The sequence below is a fragment of the Lutibacter oceani genome (assembly GCF_003384935.1).
Taxonomy (GTDB): domain Bacteria; phylum Bacteroidota; class Bacteroidia; order Flavobacteriales; family Flavobacteriaceae; genus Lutibacter; species Lutibacter oceani.
In genome coordinates this window covers 217,326-236,677 of sequence record NZ_QTTQ01000009.1, presented here as the reverse complement: position 1 = coordinate 236,677, position 19,352 = coordinate 217,326, and the positions used below count along the sequence as shown (strand labels likewise).

The following is a 19,352-nucleotide window of genomic DNA, read 5'->3' as shown; positions in this document are numbered from 1 at the left end:
CAAACTTTTGATTATGAGTAAGAATTTAACAAAGAGAGAAGTCGATTATTCCAAATGGTACAATGAGCTTGTTGTAAAAGCTGATTTAGCTGAAAATTCGGCTGTAAGAGGCTGTATGGTTATTAAACCTTATGGTTATGCAATTTGGGAGAAAATGCAGGCAGAATTAGATAGAATGTTTAAAGAAACGGGGCACGAAAATGCATATTTTCCTCTTTTTGTACCTAAAAGTTTATTTGAAGCTGAAGAAAAAAATGCTGAAGGATTTGCTAAAGAGTGTGCGGTAGTAACACATTATCGCTTACAAAATGATCCGGATAAGCCGGGAAAACTTCGTGTTGATCCAACGGCTAAATTAGAAGAAGAATTGGTTGTGAGACCAACTTCGGAAGCAATTATTTGGAATACCTACAAAGGATGGATACAATCTTATAGAGATTTACCATTACTAATAAATCAATGGGCAAATGTTGTTCGTTGGGAAATGCGTACTCGTTTGTTTTTAAGAACTGCAGAATTTTTATGGCAAGAAGGGCATACGGCACATGCAACTAAAAAAGAAGCTATTTCAGAAGCAATGTTAATGCAAAAAGTGTATGCAGAGTTTGCTGAAAACTTTATGGCAATGCCTGTAATAAAAGGTTCTAAGTCGGAAAGTGAACGCTTTGCAGGAGCAGATGAGACCTATACAATTGAGGCTTTAATGCAAGATGGGAAGGCTTTACAAGCTGGTACTTCACATTTTTTAGGTCAAAACTTTGCAAAAGCATTTGATGTTAAATATACTTCAAAAGAAGGAAAACAAGAATATGTTTGGGCAACATCTTGGGGAGTTTCTACACGATTAATAGGAGGATTAATTATGACTCATTCTGATGATTTAGGTTTGGTATTGCCTCCAAAATTAGCTCCAATTCAAGTTGTAATTGTTCCAATTTATAAAGGAGAGGAACAATTGGAAGCTATTTCTGAAAAAGTTGACGTATTTGTTAAAGAGTTAAGAAAAAGAGGTGTTTCAGTTAAATTTGATGCCAGAGATACTTTTAGACCAGGCGCAAAATTTGCTGAGTATGAATTAAAAGGAGTACCTATAAGAATTGCAATTGGAAAAAGAGATTTAGAAAATAATACTGTTGAAGTTGCGAGAAGAGATACTTTAGAAAAACAAATTGTTTCTCAAGGCAACGTAGTGGATGTTGTTTCGAATTTATTAGATGAAATTCAAGAAAATTTGTTTTCAAAAGCAAAAAAATATAGAGAAGAGCATACAACTGTAGTGAATACTTTTGAAGAATTTAAAAATGCAATTGACAATGTTGGAGGTTTTGTATCAGCGCATTGGGATGGAACTACTGAAACGGAAGATAAAATTAAAGAATTAACAAAAGCAACTATAAGATGTATTCCTTTAAATAATAAATTTGAGGAAGGAACCTGCGTTTTAACTGGGGAAAAATCGAGTCAAAGAGTATTATTTGCAAAAGCTTATTAAATTTTTTAAAAAATATTTTGCAGAATAAAAAATAGTTGTATTTTTGCATCCGCAATGACGAAATAGTGTCATTAGCAAAAAAATAATGGTCCGTTCGTCTAGGGGTTAGGACGCCAGGTTTTCATCCTGGTAACAGGGGTTCGATTCCCCTACGGACTACAAAATTTAATAAAAAATTTTATAATGGCAAATCACAAGTCAGCTTTAAAGAGAATTAGAAGTAATAGCGCTAAGCAATTAAGAAACAAATATCAGCATAAAACTACACGTAATGCTGTAAGAGATTTACGTGCTGCAACTGAAAAGAAAGAGGCTGAAGAGTTATTTCCAAAAGTTGTTGCAATGTTAGATAAACTAGCAAAGAAAAATATTATTCACAAAAATAAAGCGAGTAATTTAAAATCTAAATTAGCTAAACAAGTAGCTACTTTATAATTTCTTACAATTAAAACATTAAAAAAGCATTCTAATTTTTAGAATGCTTTTTTTGTTGTTTAATAATTCATTGTTACCATTCATAAGATCTGTTAGCATCTAATCGTATAAAAAGAAAAAGTAATACCGTAAATCCCCAAAGAGCAGAACCACCATAGCTAAAAAATGGTAGGGGAATGCCAATTGTTGGTAGTAAGCCAAGTACCATTCCAATATTTATTGTGAAATGAGTAAAAAAGATAGCTGCAATACTGTAGCCATATACTCTACTAAATTTAGACTTTTGTCTTTCTGCAATTTGTATTATTCTTAATAAAAAAAGCACAAATATTAAAATTACTAGTGTACTTCCTATAAAACCCCATTCTTCACCAACAATGGTAAATATATAATCCGTTTGGTGTTCAGGTACAAAATTTCCTTGTGTACGTTCTCCTTCCAAGAATCCTCTTCCAGTTATACCTCCAGAAGCTATTGTTGTAACAGATTGGTTTGTATTATACCCTATGTTTCTAATATCTGTTGTTTTTCCTAATAAAATATTAAACCTATCTCTATGGCGTTGCTCAAATACATGATTAAAAACAAAATCTACACTAAAAATCAACAATGCTGAGATTAAATAGATTCCTAAAATTTTTATCCAACCCCTTTTTAAGGCTTTTCTTCTGTAAAAGTTAAAATATAGTAGAATAATTAAAAATAAGAATAATGACCCGAAAAGGGTATATGAAAAACCAAAATATAATGTAATTATAAATAAAATTAAAGTAATAAAACCAATAGTAATATAATAAAACGGTAGACCTTCACGATACAACACAAATATAAAAGCTGTATAAACTAACGCAGAACCTGGGTCAGGTTGAAGCGTGATTAAAATAGCAGGAAAAAATAAAATTAATAAGGCTTGTAATTGAGTATTTAATTTTTTTAAATTGAATTGTTTCTCACTTACTAATTTTGCTATTGCTAACGCTGTTGCTGCTTTTGTAAATTCAGATGGTTGAAGCCCAATCCCACCAAAATTATACCACGATGTGGCACCATTAATGTTTTTACCGATTATAAAAAGCCCAGCCAGAGATAGTAGGCTAACTAAATATACGATAGAAGCGTATTTCTCATAAAACTTTGCTTCAAAGAGTAGAATTAAAAGAATTAATGGTAAACACAAGCCAATCCAAATTAGTTGTTTACCGTATTCAGTTGAAAAATTTATTAAATCAAAAGACTCTTCAGTATTTGTAGCTGAGTAAATATTAATCCATCCAAAAAAGATTAAAATAATATAAAAGAGTACTAATACCCAATCAATTCCATAAAAAATATTTGTTTTTCTACTTCTCAATTTCTAAAGTTTCAATTAGTTGTTTATCGTACTCATCTTGTAAACTACCCTTAAACATTTCTTGTTCTTTCCAAGGTCTAATAGTTTCTCCGTTTAAGTATTTTTCAATCATTAAACTTGCAATAGGTCCTGCCCAGCGAGAACCCCAATATCCATTTTCAACAAAAACAGCAATAGCAATTTTAGGGTTATCTTTTGGTGCAAAAGCAATAAAAATAGAATGATCTTGTCCGTGAGGGTTTTCAGCTGTTCCAGTTTTACCGCATATTTCAATACCTTTTACTTTAGACCAACTAGCTGTACCTCTTGGGTTTTCAAAAACATTAAATAAACCTTCAATAACAGGTTCAAAATATTTTTCATCTATTGTAGTGTAATTAGGTGTGGTATATTTTTCGTTTAATTTTTTTCCTTTAATACTTTTTACAATATGTGGTGTAAAATAGAAGCCCCTATTTGCAACAGTTGCTGTCATATTTGCCAATTGAATTGGAGTTGTAAGTACTTCACCTTGACCAATTGCATTTGAAATATTATAAGTAGCTGTCCATCTTGTATTAGGATACCATTTATTGTATAAATCTCCGTCAGGAACTAACCCTTTTTGACCAACTGATAAATCGTTGTTCAAATAATTTCCAAGGCCAAAGCTTTTCACATGTTTACTCCAAACATTCATTCCTTCCACTGCGGTTGAATATTTTTCAATAGTTTTTCTATACGCATTTGAAAAATAACTATTGCATGAGCGATAAATAGCTTTATTTAATTCAACAGGACTTCCGTGTGTTCCACAATGGCACTCCATAAAAGCGTCTTTTCCAGCTCCATATCTATAGCCTCCAAAACATTTTATAGTTGTGTGTGTGTTAATTACGTTTTCTTGCAATGCAACTAATGCCGTAATTACTTTAAATGGTGATCCAGGAGGGTATTCTCCCTGCAAACCGCGATCTAATAATGGACGGCTGATTGTGTCTAAATATAATTTTGTAAAATTTTTTGAACGTTCTCTTCCAACCATTAAATTAGGGTTAAATGTTGGGGTTGAAACAAGTGCTAGAATTTCTCCAGTTGAAGGTTCAATAGCAACAATGCCACCTCTTTTATTTACCATTAAAGCTTCCCCATATTGCTGCAATTTACTATCAATAGTTAAAGTGATATCATTTCCAGGTACTGGAAGTGTATCATACATTCCATTTTTATAAGGTCCTATTTCTTTGTTAAAACGGTCTCTTTGAATATATTTTACTCCTTTGGTGCCTCGTAAAGTTTCTTCATAGGTAGTTTCAATACCGGCTGTTCCAATTAATTCACCAAGTTGATAATATGGATTCTTTTTAATCATATTTTCATTTACTTCGCTGATATAACCTAAAACATTTGGTGCCGAGTTAACAGGATATTCTCTTAAGGATCTTTTAATAATATAAAAGCCTTTAAATTTATACATTTTTTCTTGTAGGAAGGCATAATCACTTTTTGATACCTGTGCAACGAATGTAGATGGAATTCGAGTAGAATATTTTTTAGCTCTTTCCATTTTTTTAATAAAATCTTCCTTGCTAATTTTAAGTAAGCTACAAAAGTCTAAAGTATCTAATGGTTTTACTTCTCTGGGAATAACCATAATATCATAAGAAAGTTGATTGGCAACTAATAATTTTCCATTTCTATCATAAACATAGCCTCTTTCAGGGTAGTCATACGTTACCTTAACAGCAGAACTATTTAGTGCAGGAACAGTATATGAATTATTTAATATTTGTAAATAAAACAAACGACCAATAAATACTAATGCTATAAAAATAATTAAAAAGGTTAATAAGCCTGATCTTTTCATTGGTGTTATTTCACTGTTTTTTATAAATATAATACGATTCGCACATAATAAGTTTTTGTTTAATAAAAAAGTAGTCTGTGCTTATTTATATCAATTATTTCTTTTTACTGAATAAAATAATACCTAAAATACTTATAATTATTGTAATTCCACTTGTTAAAATTGTGTTATAAATAATTGAATTAATAGAGTTTAAACTAAAATATTCTAAGCTAAAGATTATAAAGTGATGAATTAAGGTTAAAATAATTATAAATAAAAATGCTTTTCCAAATGAAATGGCTCGAAGATTAAATAGTAAATAATCAAAATCTGTTTTTTTTAAGACTGCTTTTAATACAGGAAGTCTTATAAAAGCAATAAATAGGGTAGCAGCAGCATTAATTCCACCAGAATCAGAAAAAAAGTCTATGGTTAATCCCAATAAAAAACTTAATATTAAAAATAAACTTTTATTTTTTCTTATTGGAAATAGAAAAATCCAAACGATGTAAATCATTGGATTTAAGAACCCAAATAAGTTTACATGGTTTAATACTAATACTTGTAAAAGTACAAGGCCAATAAAACGAAATGAATTATTTACTACTAAACTATTCATTTATGGTGTTGTTTTCAAGATTTAATTGTTCAATTCTTTCAAGGTTTTTAACAATTTGCACATAACCAATAGCACTCATATCATTAAATAATTTAATATTAATATTTTGATATTGATTGTTTTCAAAATTAAAATCTTTAACCGTTCCAATAGTTATCCCTTCAGGAAAAATTGCAGATTTTCCACCAGTAATTATTGTGTCTCCAATTTTAATTTGAGCTTGTCGGGGCATATCAATAAGTTGTAAAATATTATAGTCTTTACCATTCCAAATTAAAGTTCCAAAATGATTGCTGTTTTTTAATCGAACATTTATTTTTGAATTGTTGTTTAAAATAGACAATACCGTGGTGTAATTTCCTGAAGTACTTTTTGTTACGCCTATAATACCTTTACTATTAATAACACCTAAATCGGAAGTAATTCCTTGATTGGTTCCTTTATTTATTGTTAAAGAGTTATTTCTATTTGTGTAATTATTATTTATAATTTTTGCAACTGTATATTCATATTTTTGACCAAATTTTGCAGAATCATTTACTTTAAATGTGATTTGATTAAAGTTAATATCTCGTTTATTTAATAAGTTTTTTAATTGAGTATTTTCTTCAATTAAACGTTCATTTTCACTTTTTAATAGAAAGAAATCATTAACAGAACTCACAGTATTATAAATACCTCCAGTAACAGAATTTGCAGAGTTTACAAATTTACTTTTATGATAAGAATGATGCTGAATAATAAAAATAAAAGCTACAGTTTCTAAAAGTATAAATAGCAGAAAGTATCTAAATTTTCTAATAAAATAAATTATTTGCTGCATATATTTACTAAGAATGTGGTATTATTTCATTAATACATTTTTGTATTTTTCAAGATCTTTTAAGGCAATTCCAGTACCTCTAACTACAGCTCTTAATGGATCTTCAGCAACATACACAGGTAAATCAGTTTTTCTAGACAATCGTTTGTCTAATCCTCGTAACATAGAACCACCACCGGCTAAATAAATTCCAGTATTGTAAATATCGGCTGCTAATTCTGGAGGCGTTTTAGAAAGTGTTTCCATTACAGCATCTTCAATTCTTAAAATTGATTTATCTAATGCTTTTGAAATTTCTCTAAATGAAACTTGAACTTGCTTAGGTTTGCCACTTAATAAATCACGCCCTTGAACTAACATGTCTTCCGGAGGAGTTTCTAAATCTTCAGTAGCAGCACCTATTTGAATTTTAATTTTTTCAGCAGTGCGTTCTCCAACATATAAATTGTGCTGAGTTCTCATATAATAAGCAATATCAGCAGTAAAAACATCTCCAGCAACTTTAACTGATTTGTCACAAACAATTCCTCCTAAAGCAATTACTGCAATTTCAGTAGTACCACCACCAATATCAATAATCATATTTCCTTTAGGTTGCATAATATCTATTCCAATACCAATAGCAGCTGCCATAGGTTCATGAATTAAATAAATTTCTTTGGCATTCATGTGCTCAGCAGAATCTATAACTGCACGTTTTTCAACTTCAGTAATTCCAGAAGGAATACAAATTACCATACGTAAAGAAGGTGTGAAAAATCGTTTTTTTATGCTTGGGATATTTTTGATAAACTCTTTTATCATTTGTTCCGAAGCCTCAAAATCAGCAATTACACCATCTTTTAAAGGTCTAATTGTTTTTATATTTTCATGTGTTTTTCCTTGCATTAAACTGGCTTTTTTACCAGTTGCAATTATTTTACCAGTAGACCTGTCTCTTGCAACAATTGAAGGTGCATCAATAACTACTTTACCATCATGAATAATTAGGGTATTTGCAGTACCTAAATCAATGGCAATGTCTTCGGTCATAAAGTCGAAAAACCCCATATATCTTTATTGTTTATTAAATTTTTAATTCAGAATCTCACAAAGTTAATCAAATTAGTGCTTAAAATGACGAGTTCCTGTAAATATCATTGACATTTTATTGTTGTTGCAATAATCTATAGATAATTGATCTTTAATAGATCCTCCTGGTTGGATTACTGCATTTATGCCTGCATTTTTAGCTATTTCTACACAATCTGGAAAAGGGAAAAACGCATCACTAGCCATTACTGCATTTGTTAAATCAAATTTAAAATGAGTTGCTTTTGCAATTGCTTGTTCTAAAGCATCTACTCGGCTTGTTTGTCCTGTTCCACTTGCTAATAATTGCTTGTTTTTTGCCAAAACAATTGTGTTAGATTTGGTATGTTTACAAATTTTTGAAGCAAAAAATAAATCTTCTAATTCACTACTTGTTGGTTCAAGAATAGTTGCAGTTTTTATAACGCTTGCATCATCTGTTTTGTTGTCTTTTTCTTGGTAAAGAACACCATTTAATGCAGTTCTATATTGGAAATTTGGTAAATCAATATCTTTTTGAATTAAGATAATTCTATTTTTTTTACCTTTTAATATTTTTAAAGCTTCATCTGTATAACTTGGAGCAATTACTACTTCGCAAAATAATTTATGAATTTCTTCAGCAGTATCAACATCAATTGTTTTGTTTGAAATTAAAACACCCCCAAAAGCAGAAGTTGGATCACCAGCTAGGGCATCAACATAAGCTTCTTTTAAAGTAGCTCTTTGCGATAATCCACAAGCATTATTGTGTTTTAAAATAGCAAATGTTGGAGCATCATTTTTAAATTCACTCATTAAATTTACCGCAGCATCTACATCTAATAAATTGTTATAAGAAAGTTCTTTTCCGTGCAGTTTTTCAAATAAATCATCTAAATTGCCAAAAAAGTAACCATTTTGATGTGGGTTTTCACCATATCGTAAAATGGAAGCACTATCAAAACTTTCCCTAAAAGCTAACTCGTTTTTATTTAAATATTTAAAAATAGCACTATCATAATGACTAGAAATGGCAAAAGATTTTGCAGCAAAATTTTTGCGTTGTTCTATTGATGTTTCTCCACTTCCATCAGTCATAATCTGTAAAAATTCATTGTATTGATTCATTGAAGAAACACAAATGACATCTTTAAAGTTTTTTGCGGCCGCTCTAATTAATGAAATACCACCTATATCTATTTTTTCAATAATATCTTGTTCTGAAGCACCGCTGGCAACAGTTTTTTCAAAAGGATATAAATCAACAATAACTATATCAATTTCAGGGATTTCAAATTCATCTAATTGAGATAAATCATTTTTATTTTCACGTCTGGCTAAAATACCACCAAAAACTTTTGGATGTAAAGTTTTAACTCTTCCTCCTAAAATTGATGGATACGAAGTTAAATCCTCAACAGGTACTACGTTTATTCCTAATTCTTTAATGAAATTTTCTGTTCCACCGGTTGAATAAATTGTAACGCCAAGTTCATTTAATTTTTGAACAATTGGACCCAAACCGTCCTTGTGAAATACAGAAATAAGTGCTGATTTTGCTTTTTTAGTTGTGATCATAAGTTGTTTTGTTGCTGTTGCGCAAAGCTAATAATTATCAACAGTTTAAACAATATAAATCACATTGAATTTTATTAGTTTTTTCTAATTTTTGAATAAAATTCAGCAACCATTTCATTATAATTTTCTTTTGAAGATTTTGAGGGTTGTTTTTTTAACAATCTAAAAAGAGTTTTTTGCAATAAACGAAGCATTTTATAAAAAAAATTAGGGAGTTAAATTTATGTTTAAAATCAAAAAAAATTGAATGCGAAAATAATTAAAATCTGTAGTTTTTACAAATTTCATTTTGTAATATGTAAAAATAAATTATAGTACTTTGGCTACTTTTTCACAAACAAATTCCAATAGAATTTCGTCCTCTTTTGTGAATGGATTTACTGAATGAGAATCAATGTCAATCTGCCCTACATTTTCATTGTTTACAAAAATTGGAATTACAATTTCACTTTTTACTTTCCATCCACAGGAGATATAATTATCTTGGCTAGCAACATCTTGAACTACAAAATTTTGATTGCTGACAGCTACTTGCCCACAAATTCCCTTACCAAACGGAATAATTGTATGTTCGGTTGGTTCTCCAGTAAACTGAGCTAATTTCAGCTCTTGTTTATCCCCATTTTTAAAATAAAAACCTACCCAATCGTAATATTCAATTTCTTGCTTTAAAAGATTACATATTTTTTGAAGAACAATATCAACTTGAGAAGTATTCTCAAATATAGCGTTAATCGAATTTTTTAATTCAGCAATATTCATATTAATTTGTAATTTTAGACAAAATTAAAATTCTTTTGGTGCAAAATAATAAAACAGTCATATATTTTCTAATAAAGTTTTTTGGAACTTATTTATTGCTGTTTTTACTGTATTCGTTCTATTTATCAAAAAATCAAAAATCCTTCGAGCTATTTGCTTGTGCTCCTATTACAAAAACCGTAGCTATTCAATCTCAATATTTGTTAAATGTAATGGGTTATAGTTCTGAAATAGAGCAAAGTACTTCTGAAATGGCTATAAATTTATTTGTAAATGATATACTTATAGCTCGAATTATTGAGGGGTGTAATTCAGTTAGTATTATTATATTATTTGTTGCATTTATAGTTGCTTTTGCAAGTGGTTTTAAAAGAACTATTCTATTTATTTTATTTGGAAGTTTTATTATTTATTTTGTTAATATTGTTAGAATTGTTGTAATTGTTATTGCAATTTATAAGTTTCCAAAATTAGAAGGTGTGCTTCATAATATTGTTTTTCCAGGTATAATTTATGGAATTACTTTTTTACTTTGGTTTTTATGGGTTCAAAAAATTTCAAGACTAAAAAAATGAAAATGTCTTTTAGAATTGGGTTGGTACTAGTTTTAATTTTAACTTTAATTGGAGTTAGAGCTTTTTTGGAGCCCTTATTTTATGATCCTTTAATTACTTATTTTAAAAATGATTCTTTAACCAAACCAATTCCAGATTTAAATTTTAGTAATTATTTTTTTAATATATTTTTACGATACACTTTAAATTCATTAATTTCAATTGCAATTATTTATGTAATTTTTCAAAATATTAAAACACTTATATTCACAATTAAGTTTTATATACTTTCTTTTTTTATTTTCTTTTTTTTACTTTTTATATTTCTATATTTTGAAAATATTTCAAATAATTTAATACTATTTTATTTGAGAAGATTTTTAATACAACCTTTATTCTTATTTATTCTTTTGCCTGCTTTTTATTACCAAAAACTTCAAAATACAAGGAATAAAACTTGATAGTTATCTTTTTTGCAAAATATATTGAGAGAAAAATTTAAAATCCGTAATTTTTAGTATTTTAGGCGACTATTAAGTAAATCATTTAATTCAAAAATAAATCTAAATAATTAAAAAAATGAAAAAATCAATTTTAATACTTGCTGCAATGTTTTCATTTGCAGTATTATTTACAGCTTGTAAAGAAACTAAAAAAGAAGAAGTAAAAACTGAAGTTAATGAAGATATGGAAAGTCACGAAGGTCATGACCATTCAAGTGAAGAAATGGCTTCAAAAGATGTTTATCAATGTCCAATGGATTGTGAAAAGGGAAAAACATATGATGCAGAAGGGGCTTGCCCAGTTTGTAAAATGGATTTAAAAGTAAAGTCTGTTGATGCTGATTCTATGCACGCTGAAGGATGTAAATGTAAAGAGGCAGGTGAATGTAAATGTGAGGGAGGTAAATGTGAGTGTAAAGCTGAAGTTGCTTTAAATGAAATGGAATGCACAAAATGTGAACCTGGAAGTTGTAAATGTAAAGCTTAAATTATAAGTTTAATTAAACAGAAAACCCAATTATTTATAAGTAATTGGGTTTTTTATTATATAAAAAATGGATGTTTTAAAATTTTAAAAGTGCTTGTATTTTAGAATCGTGCACATATTTTTGAAGCACTTTTCTTCCAGGTAAAAATGATAAATCCATAATAAAATTAAATCCTGCAATTTCAGCACCGCACTTTAAAATAATTTCTGCAGCTGCTCCGGCTGTACCTCCAGTGGCTAATAAATCATCATGAATTAAAACCTTATCACCTGGATTTATCAAGCCAGCTTGCACTTGTATTTCATCTAAACCATATTCTTTTTCAAATGTTTGTGTTACAACTTCTCCAGGAAGTTTCCCATGTTTACGAGCTAAAATCATAGGTGTATTAGATGCTTTAGCTAAATCAAAACCAAACAAAAAACCTCTGGCATCAAAGCACAATATTTTATTAAATAAAAAAGAATTTGAATCTTTTTTTGGAAGTAGTTCCTGTAAATAATGAGAAGTTACTAAAGCCAATTCAGGATTGAATAATATGCTTTGTACATCTTTAAAATTGACACCTTTTTCTGGCCAATCTGGAAAAGTTTTTATTTCTTCTTTTAGAATTTTTCTACATTCTTCAATAGTAGTTATTGTTTTCATTATTGCTTATTAATTTTATGAATCAAAAATACTAAAATTGCATTAAAAAGGATTCATTTACAGCTATAAAACAAAAAACCATTTAATGTAAATTAAATGGTTTTTTAATATTTATGAATGTATTTTATTACATCATTCCTGGCATTCCGCCACCCATAGGAGGCATTCCACCACCTGCAGGACCTTCTTCTTTAATATCAACTAACGTACAGGCTGTTGTTAAAATCATACCAGCAACAGAAGCAGCATTTTCTAATGCAATTCTTGTAACTTTTGTAGGATCAATAATACCAGCTTTTAACATTTTGGTGTATTCATCTGTTTTAGCATTATAACCAAAATCACCTTTTCCTTCCATCACTTTTGCAACAACAACAGAGCCTTCTCCACCGGCATTTTCAACAATTTGGCGTAATGGTTCTTCAATTGCTCTAGCTAAAATTTTAATTCCTGTTACTTCATCTAAACTATCAGTTGTAATAGATTTTAATACTTCAATAGTTCTAACCAAAGCAACACCACCACCGGCAACAATACCTTCTTCAACAGCGGCGCGTGTAGCATGTAAAGCATCATCAACTCTATCTTTTTTCTCTTTCATTTCAATTTCACTTGCAGCACCAACATATAAAACAGCAACACCACCAGCTAATTTAGCTAAACGTTCTTGTAATTTTTCTTTGTCGTAATCTGAAGTAGTAGTTTCAATTTGAGATTTAATTTGAGCAACTCTAGCTTTAATTAATTCAGCATCGCCTGCACCGTTTACAATAGTTGTATTGTCTTTGTCAATAGTAACTCTTTCAGCAGTACCAAGCATTTCAAGTGTAGCTTTCTCTAAAGTTAAACCTCTTTCTTCAGAAATTACTGTTCCTCCGGTTAAAATTGCAACATCTTCTAACATTGCTTTTCTTCTGTCTCCAAAACCAGGAGCTTTTACAGCTGCAATTTTTAAAGCACCACGTAATTTATTCATTACCAAAGTGGCTAAAGCTTCACCTTCAACATCTTCAGCAATAATTAATAATGGTTTTCCACTTTGTGCAACGGGCTCTAATATTGGTAATAAATCTTTAAGATTTGTAATTTTCTTTTCAAACAATAAAATGTAAGGATTTTCTAAATCTGTTAACATTTTATCTGCATTTGTTACAAAATATGGAGATAAATAACCTCTATCAAATTGCATTCCTTCAACTATATCAACATAAGTTGTAGTTCCTTTTGCTTCTTCAACAGTAATGACTCCTTCTTTTCCAACTTTTTCAAACGCTTCAGCTATTAAATCTCCAATAGTATCATCGTTATTTGCTGAAATAGATGCAACTTGTTTTATTTTATCTGATTTATTGCCAACTTCTTGAGATTGTTCTCTTAAGTTTTCTACTATAGCAGTTACCGCTTTGTCAATACCTCTTTTTAAATCAAGTGGATTTGCTCCAGCAGCAACATTTTTTAAACCTTCTTTAACAATTGCTTGAGCTAAAACTGTAGCTGTAGTTGTTCCATCTCCTGCCAAATCATTGGTTTTTGATGCTACTTCTTTCACCATTTGAGCACCCATATTTTCGAGTGCATCTTCTAATTCAATTTCTTTAGCAACAGTTACACCATCTTTTGTAATAGCTGGACCTCCAAAGGTTTTACCAATAACTACATTTCTACCTTTAGGTCCTAGAGTTACTTTTACTGCATTTGCTAATGCATCCACTCCACGTTTAAGTCCATCACGTGCTTCAATATCAAAAATTATATTTTTTGCCATTTTTTCTTATTTTTTATGCAAAAAACGCTTTAAGCTTTAGGCTTTACGCTTTATGCTGTTAATTTTTGTTTTAACTGATATGTTTTTCTTTTAATTAAATTGACTCTTTCTATAAGAGAAATTGATTTTTCTTTTGTTATATAGTTTAAATCATTTGAAAGAATAATTAAGTATTCTGTTTCATTTGCTGAACCTAAAGCTATTGTAAGAAACCTGTTAAAATCTGCATCAGAATCTCTACCGCATCCTTCTGAAATATTAGTTGGAATTGAAGAACAAGCTCGCCTAATTTGGGAAGTTAATCCGTAAATTTCATTTTTTGGAAAATTTTTAGTCAATTCATAAATCTCTAGTGTAAATTCATGACTTAATTGCCAAATTTCATATTTTTTGAAATCTCTCATAGCTTAAGGCCTACTGCGTATAGCTTAAAAGCAAATTTTAAACAATTGCTAAAATATCACTCTCTCTCATTATTAAATATTCAGCACCTTCTAATACAAGTTCGGTTCCTGCATATTTACCATATAAAACAGTATCACCAACTTTAACAGTTAATGGTTCGTCTTTTGTACCGTTACCTACTGCTAAAACAGTTCCTTTTTGTTGTTTTTCTTTTGCAGAATCTGGTATAATTAAGCCTGAAGCTGTTGTTGTTTCAGCTTCAAGAGGTTTAATTAAAACTCTATCTGCTAATGGTTTAATATTAATTTTACTCATGTGTAATTAGTTTAAAATTATTAATTCTGTGAATTAAAGAGTCTAAAAGTGTGCCATTTTATTAAAACTGACAAATGTACTTTTAGATGAAATATATGTATAAAAAAATGCCAAAGTGAGTGACACGTTGGCATTTTTTAAAATATTTTTAAAATATTATTGAACTGAATCTTGTGTAGTTGTAGTTGCAGCAGGTTGAACTGGTGTATCTTGTACTTCACGATTTTCAATAGTGTTTTCAATTTCAGAACTTGTATCAACTGCATTTATTTTTGGAGCAGCAAAATTTGATAACAAAATTAAGGCTAACAATACAATTGATAGTGTCCAAGTACTTTTATCTAAAAAACTAGTTGTATTTTGAACCCCTCCTAAAGATTGTGTTCCACCTCCTCCAAATGAAGAAGATAATCCTCCTCCTTTTGGATTTTGAACCATAATAATTAATATTAGCAGAAATGCTACTATCATAATCAGAACTAAAAATAATGTATACGTTGTCATGATTTATTTCTTTGTAAAATTTTAATTGCTTTAATTTGGTCTGCAAAGAAACCACTTTTTTCTGGATATTTCAAACTTAAAATGCGATACGCTTTTATTGCATTTTCAAATTTTTGTTGCTCAAGATACACTTTGGCTAAAGTTTCAGTCATTAAACTTTCGTTTTCTGATGCGCTTTCGGTTGTAACGTGTTGATTAACTGTGTTTTTGTCTATAGGTTTAATTTTTGGATTTGTTTCAATAAACTTATCAATTAAACTGGTTTTAGCTGTTTTTTTTGTGTTATTTTCAGCAATTTGGTCTCTTGAAATAGGTTTTTGAGAAATTAATTGCATCCATTCATTAAAAGAATGAGGTTCAGAGCTTTTAAATTTAATAGGTTTTCCAATTTCTAATACCTCATTTGCTATTTCGGTTGATGAATCTAACACATTATCTTCAACTAAATTTTTAACTTCATTTTCAATTAATTGGGTTTTCTCCTGATTGTAAGTATCGGTTAATTTTTTATGAAGTACTTTAATAGTTTCGGGTTCAATTACATCAATTTCTTCTAGAATTTCAGCTCCCGTAGTTTTATAAACAAAATTTTGTGAAGTAATAAAATCAAATAAAACTGACCTGTCAATTGTGTATGCTGCTGTTTTTTTTAAAGCCTGATTGTATTTAAAGCTATTGGTTTGGTTTAAACCTTTTAATTGAATTGCCCTGGCTAATTGAAAATATGGATATTCATTTATAACTACATCCAATTGAGCTGTTTTTAAAGCATCAATGGTTGCTATGTTTTGCATTAAAAATGTAAAATCTTGGTTATTCATAAATTACCATTTTGCTACAGAAGCATTAAAAATATCTTGCGAAATACGTTCAATAATTTCGTCAAAAGCATCATCTAATGCGCCACCAATTAATTGTGCGTTGGCATCATAATCGTAATAATGTGAAAAGGATTTCTCAAAATTATCTTCTTCATTTTTATTGTTAAAAAACCGCACATTAATTGTTATAGTTAACCTGTTTTGAGCTGCTGTTTGCTGCGCAGTTGCAGTCATTGGGTTAATTTTATAACCAGTTATTTCGCCTTCAAATTGTAGGTCTCCACCTGATTTAACCAAGCTCAAATTTGTTTGTGTAAGAAATAGATCCTGAAATTGAGTTGTAAATGTTTGGCTTAAACTGGGTTCCACTAAAATAGCTTCATTTGGAAAATAATCTATTTGAATTGTTTTTACATCAGGGCTTATATTTGTTCCTGTAAATGAATAAATACCACAACTTTGAAATGTGAATAGTGAAACAAATATTAATAAGAAGCCAATTTTTTTCATTTATTTAATGTATTGATTTAAAATCTGATTTCAAAGTTAATTAATAAAACTACAAATCGTATTGTTTTATTTTGCGATACAATGTTCTTTCCGAAATGCCTAATTCTTTTGCGGCTAATTTTCGCTTACCATTATTACGTTCTAACGATTTTTTTATCAATTCAATTTCTTTATCTTGAATAGATAAACTTTCGTCGGCATCAATAGTTTCAGCAAATTGATAATCTTCATCTGTATCGTTATAATCTTCATTAATTCTAACTACTTCAACGTGGTTTTCGGTTTGTTCTTCTGAAGTTTTTTCCTGATATATTTTTTGAATTAACTTTTTGTTATCTTCTTGTATTTTTCCAGAATCATTTCCTTTCATTAAGTCTAGTGTCAACTTTTTTAAATCGTTAATGTCATTTCGCATATCAAACAAGATTTTATACATAATTTCTCGTTCAGTAGCAAAATCACTATTTGATTTTTTACTATCAATAACAGAAGGTAAGTTGGTTCCTTTATTTGGTAAGTATTGTAATAATTTTGCAGCTGAGATAACTCTATTTTCTTCAACTACTGAAATTTCTTCAGCAATATTTCTTAACTGACGAATATTACCTGGAAAACCGTAGTTTTCTAGTACTTTAATAGCATCTTCCGAAAGTCTAACAGCTGGCATTTTGTATTTTTGAGCAAAATCTGAAGCAAATTTTCTAAATAACAAATGAATATCAGCCAATCTTTCACGTAAAGGCGGAAGGTTGATTTCAATTGTACTTAACCTATAATATAAATCTTCTCTAAATTTTCCTTTGCCAATGGCATTGTGCATATTTAAATTTGTTGCAGCAACAATACGAACATCTGTTTTTTGAACTTGTGACGAACCAACTTTTATAAATTCACCATTTTCTAAAACACGTAAAAGTCTAACTTGAGTTGTTAGTGGTAATTCACCAACTTCATCTAAAAAAATTGTACCACCATCTGCAACTTCAAAATAACCTTTTCGTGTTGCGGTTGCACCGGTAAAAGCACCTTTTTCGTGACCAAAAAGTTCGCTATCTATTGTTCCTTCAGGAATAGCACCACAATTAACAGCAATGTATTTTGAATGTTTTCTGTGTGATAAAGCGTGAATTATTTTTGGAATACTTTCTTTACCCACACCACTTTCGCCGGTTACCAATACTGAAATATCAGTAGGTGCTACTCTAATGGCTTTTTCAAGTGCTCTGTTTAAGTGAACATCGTTTCCAATAATTCCAAAACGTTGTTTAATTACTTGTAGTGATTCCATAATTTTTTATACTCTTTTTCCTAATAGCGTTGCTGAGGTGCAATTTTCAACTAAAACGTTTACAAAATCACCAATTTGTTCAGTTCCTTTTGGAAATATAACAACTGCATTTTGTGAGTTTCTTCCTTTCCAGTGTAAATCAGATTTTTTTGATGAGCCTTCAATTAAAACTTCTACTGTTTTACCAATAAATTGTTCCATACGGTATAAACCGTGTGACTGTTGTAATTGAATTATCTCATTCAATCTTCTTTTTTTATCTGCTTGTGTAACATCATCAGGCATTTTTTTAGCTGCCGGAGTTCCAGGTCTTTCAGAATAGGCAAACATAAAACCAAAGTCGTATTTTACATATTCCATTAAGCTTAGGGTTTCTTGGTGTTCTTCTTCAGTTTCACCACAAAAACCAGCAATCATATCTTGAGACAAAGCACATTCAGGAAGAATTTTTCTAATGTTATCAATCAATTCCATATACTCTTCACGTGTATGTTGTCTATTCATTCTTTCTAAAACAGTGGTGCTTCCAGATTGAACAGGTAAATGAATGTATTTACAAATATTTTCGTGTTTAGCCATGGTATGTATAACATCTAAACTCATATCTTGAGGATTGGATGTTGAAAAACGAAAACGTGTTTTAGGAAATTCTGTAGCAGCTAAATCTAATAATTGCGAAAAATCTACAGCCGTTGCTTTGGCAATTTCAGAAGCATTTTTAAAATCTTTTTTTAATCCGCCACCGTACCAAAGGTAACTGTCTACATTTTGACCAAGTAACGTAACTTCTTTATAGTTTTTATCAACTAGTTCTTTAATTTCTTCCAAAATACTTTTTGGATCACGGCTTCTTTCGCGTCCCCGTGTAAAAGGAACTACACAAAAAGTACACATATTATCGCAACCTCTTGTAATTGAAACAAAAGCAGAAACGCCATTTGTGTTTAGCCTAACAGGTGAAACGTCTCCATAAGTTTCTTCTTTAGATAAAATAACATTTACCGCATCGTGTCCTGCGTTTACTTCTTCTAATAAATTTGGTAAATCTCTATATGCATCTGGTCCAACAACCAAGTCAACAATTTTTTCTTCTTCTAAAAACTTAGCTTTTAAGCGTTCAGCCATACAACCCAAAACCCCAACTTTCATTGTTGGATTTATTTTTTTAACGGCATTGTATTTTTCTAATCGTTTACGAACTGTTTGCTCAGCTTTTTCTCTAATAGAACACGTATTAACCAAAACTAAATCTGCTTCTTCAAGCAAATGAGTTGTATTATAACCTTCATCAGAAAGAATTGAAGCAACTATTTCAGTATCATTTAAATTCATTTGGCAACCATAACTTTCTATAAAAAGTTTTTTATAATTACCTTCTTTATTAGCTGTTAAAAGCGCCTGACCTTGCTTTTTTTCTTCTATAACTTTTTCGCTACCCATATATTTTTATTGGACTGCAAAGATATAACCAATTTTTTAGAAATATGACAGATTGGCAGAATTTTAACACACTTAAATTTGACTTAATTTTTTGATTTTTTAAATTTATGTTTAAAAATATGAGTACATAATTTACACTATTAAAGTGTATTGTAGCGTTTGTATACATT

General features: G+C 29.7%; 21 protein-coding genes and 1 tRNA gene. 6 read left to right on the top strand and 16 right to left on the bottom strand.

Annotated features, from left to right (window positions below; all coding sequences use genetic code 11):
- Nucleotides 1–13 precede the first annotated feature (13 nt).
- From proS to rpsT, 3 genes are all read left to right on the top strand, one after another.
- Complete coding sequence (proS, locus tag BX611_RS01160; RefSeq protein WP_115877662.1) at nt 14–1,492, top strand: proline--tRNA ligase; 1,479 nt, start codon at nt 14–16, stop codon at nt 1,490–1,492.
- 87 nt (nt 1,493–1,579) lie between these two features.
- A tRNA-Glu gene (locus BX611_RS01155) sits at nt 1,580–1,651 on the top strand.
- 24 nt (nt 1,652–1,675) lie between these two features.
- Nucleotides 1,676–1,927 carry a 30S ribosomal protein S20 gene (gene rpsT / locus BX611_RS01150; protein WP_115877661.1) on the top strand — a complete coding sequence of 84 codons (252 nt, stop codon included), beginning with the start codon at nt 1,676–1,678 and terminating at the stop codon, nt 1,925–1,927.
- A gap of 73 nt (nt 1,928–2,000) precedes the next feature.
- Here the strand turns inward: rpsT and rodA are convergent, their stop codons facing one another.
- The 7 genes from rodA to BX611_RS01115 form a co-directional block, all read right to left on the bottom strand.
- Nucleotides 2,001–3,278: a rod shape-determining protein RodA gene (rodA, locus tag BX611_RS01145; protein WP_115877660.1), complete on the bottom strand. Its 1,278-nt coding sequence runs from the start codon at nt 3,276–3,278 to the stop codon at nt 2,001–2,003.
- Nucleotides 3,268–5,124: a penicillin-binding protein 2 gene (gene mrdA, locus BX611_RS01140; RefSeq protein WP_115877659.1), complete on the bottom strand. Its 1,857-nt coding sequence runs from the start codon at nt 5,122–5,124 to the stop codon at nt 3,268–3,270. Before mrdA ends, rodA begins: the two co-directional genes overlap by 11 nt.
- Before the next feature lie 94 nt (nt 5,125–5,218).
- Nucleotides 5,219–5,725 (bottom strand): rod shape-determining protein MreD, encoded by a 507-nt coding sequence (mreD, locus tag BX611_RS01135; protein WP_115877658.1) that lies wholly within the window; start codon nt 5,723–5,725, stop codon nt 5,219–5,221.
- On the bottom strand, nt 5,718–6,548 hold the full coding sequence (mreC, locus tag BX611_RS01130; protein ID WP_115877657.1) for a rod shape-determining protein MreC: 831 nt from the start codon (nt 6,546–6,548) through the stop codon (nt 5,718–5,720). Before mreC ends, mreD begins: the two co-directional genes overlap by 8 nt.
- Before the next feature lie 21 nt (nt 6,549–6,569).
- Entirely contained in the window at nt 6,570–7,598 is a 1,029-nt protein-coding gene (locus tag BX611_RS01125) for a rod shape-determining protein (RefSeq protein WP_115877656.1), read from the bottom strand.
- A gap of 54 nt (nt 7,599–7,652) precedes the next feature.
- A complete protein-coding gene (gene purH, locus BX611_RS01120; RefSeq protein ID WP_115877655.1) occupies nt 7,653–9,179 on the bottom strand; it encodes a bifunctional phosphoribosylaminoimidazolecarboxamide formyltransferase/IMP cyclohydrolase in 1,527 nt (508 codons plus the stop codon).
- A 309-nt stretch (nt 9,180–9,488) separates the two neighbouring features.
- A complete protein-coding gene (locus tag BX611_RS01115; protein WP_115877654.1) occupies nt 9,489–9,941 on the bottom strand; it encodes a GAF domain-containing protein in 453 nt (150 codons plus the stop codon).
- Nucleotides 9,942–9,979: 38 nt separating this feature from the next.
- On the opposite strand from BX611_RS01115, the gene xrtF reads away from it, so the two are divergent.
- From xrtF to BX611_RS01100, 3 genes are all read left to right on the top strand, one after another.
- Nucleotides 9,980–10,516 (top strand): exosortase family protein XrtF, encoded by a 537-nt coding sequence (gene xrtF, locus BX611_RS01110; protein WP_162880006.1) that lies wholly within the window; start codon nt 9,980–9,982, stop codon nt 10,514–10,516.
- Complete coding sequence (locus tag BX611_RS01105; protein ID WP_115878890.1) at nt 10,513–10,956, top strand: exosortase F system-associated membrane protein; 444 nt, start codon at nt 10,513–10,515, stop codon at nt 10,954–10,956. The genes xrtF and BX611_RS01105 overlap by 4 nt, the downstream gene beginning before the upstream one ends.
- 118 nt (nt 10,957–11,074) lie before the next feature.
- The gene (locus tag BX611_RS01100) at nt 11,075–11,485 is read left to right on the top strand and encodes a heavy metal-binding domain-containing protein (protein WP_115877652.1); all 411 of its coding nucleotides are present in this window, start codon (nt 11,075–11,077) and stop codon (nt 11,483–11,485) included.
- Nucleotides 11,486–11,561: 76 nt separating this feature from the next.
- Here the strand turns inward: BX611_RS01100 and BX611_RS01095 are convergent, their stop codons facing one another.
- The 9 genes from BX611_RS01095 to miaB form a co-directional block, all read right to left on the bottom strand.
- Nucleotides 11,562–12,134 carry an adenine phosphoribosyltransferase gene (locus tag BX611_RS01095; protein WP_115877651.1) on the bottom strand — a complete coding sequence of 191 codons (573 nt, stop codon included), beginning with the start codon at nt 12,132–12,134 and terminating at the stop codon, nt 11,562–11,564.
- Between the two features lie 127 nt (nt 12,135–12,261).
- Complete coding sequence (gene groL, locus BX611_RS01090) at nt 12,262–13,899, bottom strand: chaperonin GroEL (RefSeq protein WP_115877650.1); 1,638 nt, start codon at nt 13,897–13,899, stop codon at nt 12,262–12,264.
- A 50-nt stretch (nt 13,900–13,949) separates the two neighbouring features.
- Entirely contained in the window at nt 13,950–14,303 is a 354-nt protein-coding gene (locus BX611_RS01085; RefSeq protein ID WP_115877649.1) for a four helix bundle protein, read from the bottom strand.
- Nucleotides 14,304–14,340: 37 nt separating this feature from the next.
- Nucleotides 14,341–14,619: a co-chaperone GroES gene (locus tag BX611_RS01080; RefSeq protein ID WP_115877648.1), complete on the bottom strand. Its 279-nt coding sequence runs from the start codon at nt 14,617–14,619 to the stop codon at nt 14,341–14,343.
- A 156-nt stretch (nt 14,620–14,775) separates the two neighbouring features.
- The gene (gene secG, locus BX611_RS01075) at nt 14,776–15,123 is read right to left on the bottom strand and encodes a preprotein translocase subunit SecG (protein ID WP_115877647.1); all 348 of its coding nucleotides are present in this window, start codon (nt 15,121–15,123) and stop codon (nt 14,776–14,778) included.
- A complete protein-coding gene (locus tag BX611_RS01070) occupies nt 15,120–15,944 on the bottom strand; it encodes a hypothetical protein (protein ID WP_115877646.1) in 825 nt (274 codons plus the stop codon). The genes secG and BX611_RS01070 overlap by 4 nt, the downstream gene beginning before the upstream one ends.
- A gap of 3 nt (nt 15,945–15,947) precedes the next feature.
- On the bottom strand, nt 15,948–16,454 hold the full coding sequence (locus tag BX611_RS01065; protein ID WP_115877645.1) for an LptE family protein: 507 nt from the start codon (nt 16,452–16,454) through the stop codon (nt 15,948–15,950).
- A gap of 49 nt (nt 16,455–16,503) precedes the next feature.
- Nucleotides 16,504–17,742 carry a sigma 54-interacting transcriptional regulator gene (locus BX611_RS01060; protein ID WP_115877644.1) on the bottom strand — a complete coding sequence of 413 codons (1,239 nt, stop codon included), beginning with the start codon at nt 17,740–17,742 and terminating at the stop codon, nt 16,504–16,506.
- 6 nt (nt 17,743–17,748) lie between these two features.
- A complete protein-coding gene (miaB, locus tag BX611_RS01055; RefSeq protein ID WP_115877643.1) occupies nt 17,749–19,182 on the bottom strand; it encodes a tRNA (N6-isopentenyl adenosine(37)-C2)-methylthiotransferase MiaB in 1,434 nt (477 codons plus the stop codon).
- Nucleotides 19,183–19,352 lie beyond the last annotated feature (170 nt).

Coding starts and splice junctions, on each gene's coding strand:
- BX611_RS01125 (WP_115877656.1), bottom strand. CDS start 7,598: ATGGGGTTTTTCGACTTTATGACCGAAGACATTGCCATTGATTTAGGT.
- BX611_RS01070 (WP_115877646.1), bottom strand. CDS start 15,944: ATGAATAACCAAGATTTTACATTTTTAATGCAAAACATAGCAACCATT.
- BX611_RS01080 (WP_115877648.1), bottom strand. CDS start 14,619: ATGAGTAAAATTAATATTAAACCATTAGCAGATAGAGTTTTAATTAAA.
- miaB (WP_115877643.1), bottom strand. CDS start 19,182: ATGGGTAGCGAAAAAGTTATAGAAGAAAAAAAGCAAGGTCAGGCGCTT.
- mreC (WP_115877657.1), bottom strand. CDS start 6,548: ATGCAGCAAATAATTTATTTTATTAGAAAATTTAGATACTTTCTGCTA.
- BX611_RS01115 (WP_115877654.1), bottom strand. CDS start 9,941: ATGAATATTGCTGAATTAAAAAATTCGATTAACGCTATATTTGAGAAT.
- BX611_RS01060 (WP_115877644.1), bottom strand. CDS start 17,742: ATGGAATCACTACAAGTAATTAAACAACGTTTTGGAATTATTGGAAAC.
- BX611_RS01085 (WP_115877649.1), bottom strand. CDS start 14,303: ATGAGAGATTTCAAAAAATATGAAATTTGGCAATTAAGTCATGAATTT.
- purH (WP_115877655.1), bottom strand. CDS start 9,179: ATGATCACAACTAAAAAAGCAAAATCAGCACTTATTTCTGTATTTCAC.
- mreD (WP_115877658.1), bottom strand. CDS start 5,725: ATGAATAGTTTAGTAGTAAATAATTCATTTCGTTTTATTGGCCTTGTA.
- BX611_RS01065 (WP_115877645.1), bottom strand. CDS start 16,454: ATGAAAAAAATTGGCTTCTTATTAATATTTGTTTCACTATTCACATTT.
- BX611_RS01095 (WP_115877651.1), bottom strand. CDS start 12,134: ATGAAAACAATAACTACTATTGAAGAATGTAGAAAAATTCTAAAAGAA.
- BX611_RS01105 (WP_115878890.1), top strand. CDS start 10,513: ATGAAAATGTCTTTTAGAATTGGGTTGGTACTAGTTTTAATTTTAACT.
- groL (WP_115877650.1), bottom strand. CDS start 13,899: ATGGCAAAAAATATAATTTTTGATATTGAAGCACGTGATGGACTTAAA.
- mrdA (WP_115877659.1), bottom strand. CDS start 5,124: ATGAAAAGATCAGGCTTATTAACCTTTTTAATTATTTTTATAGCATTA.
- secG (WP_115877647.1), bottom strand. CDS start 15,123: ATGACAACGTATACATTATTTTTAGTTCTGATTATGATAGTAGCATTT.
- rpsT (WP_115877661.1), top strand. CDS start 1,676: ATGGCAAATCACAAGTCAGCTTTAAAGAGAATTAGAAGTAATAGCGCT.
- proS (WP_115877662.1), top strand. CDS start 14: ATGAGTAAGAATTTAACAAAGAGAGAAGTCGATTATTCCAAATGGTAC.
- BX611_RS01100 (WP_115877652.1), top strand. CDS start 11,075: ATGAAAAAATCAATTTTAATACTTGCTGCAATGTTTTCATTTGCAGTA.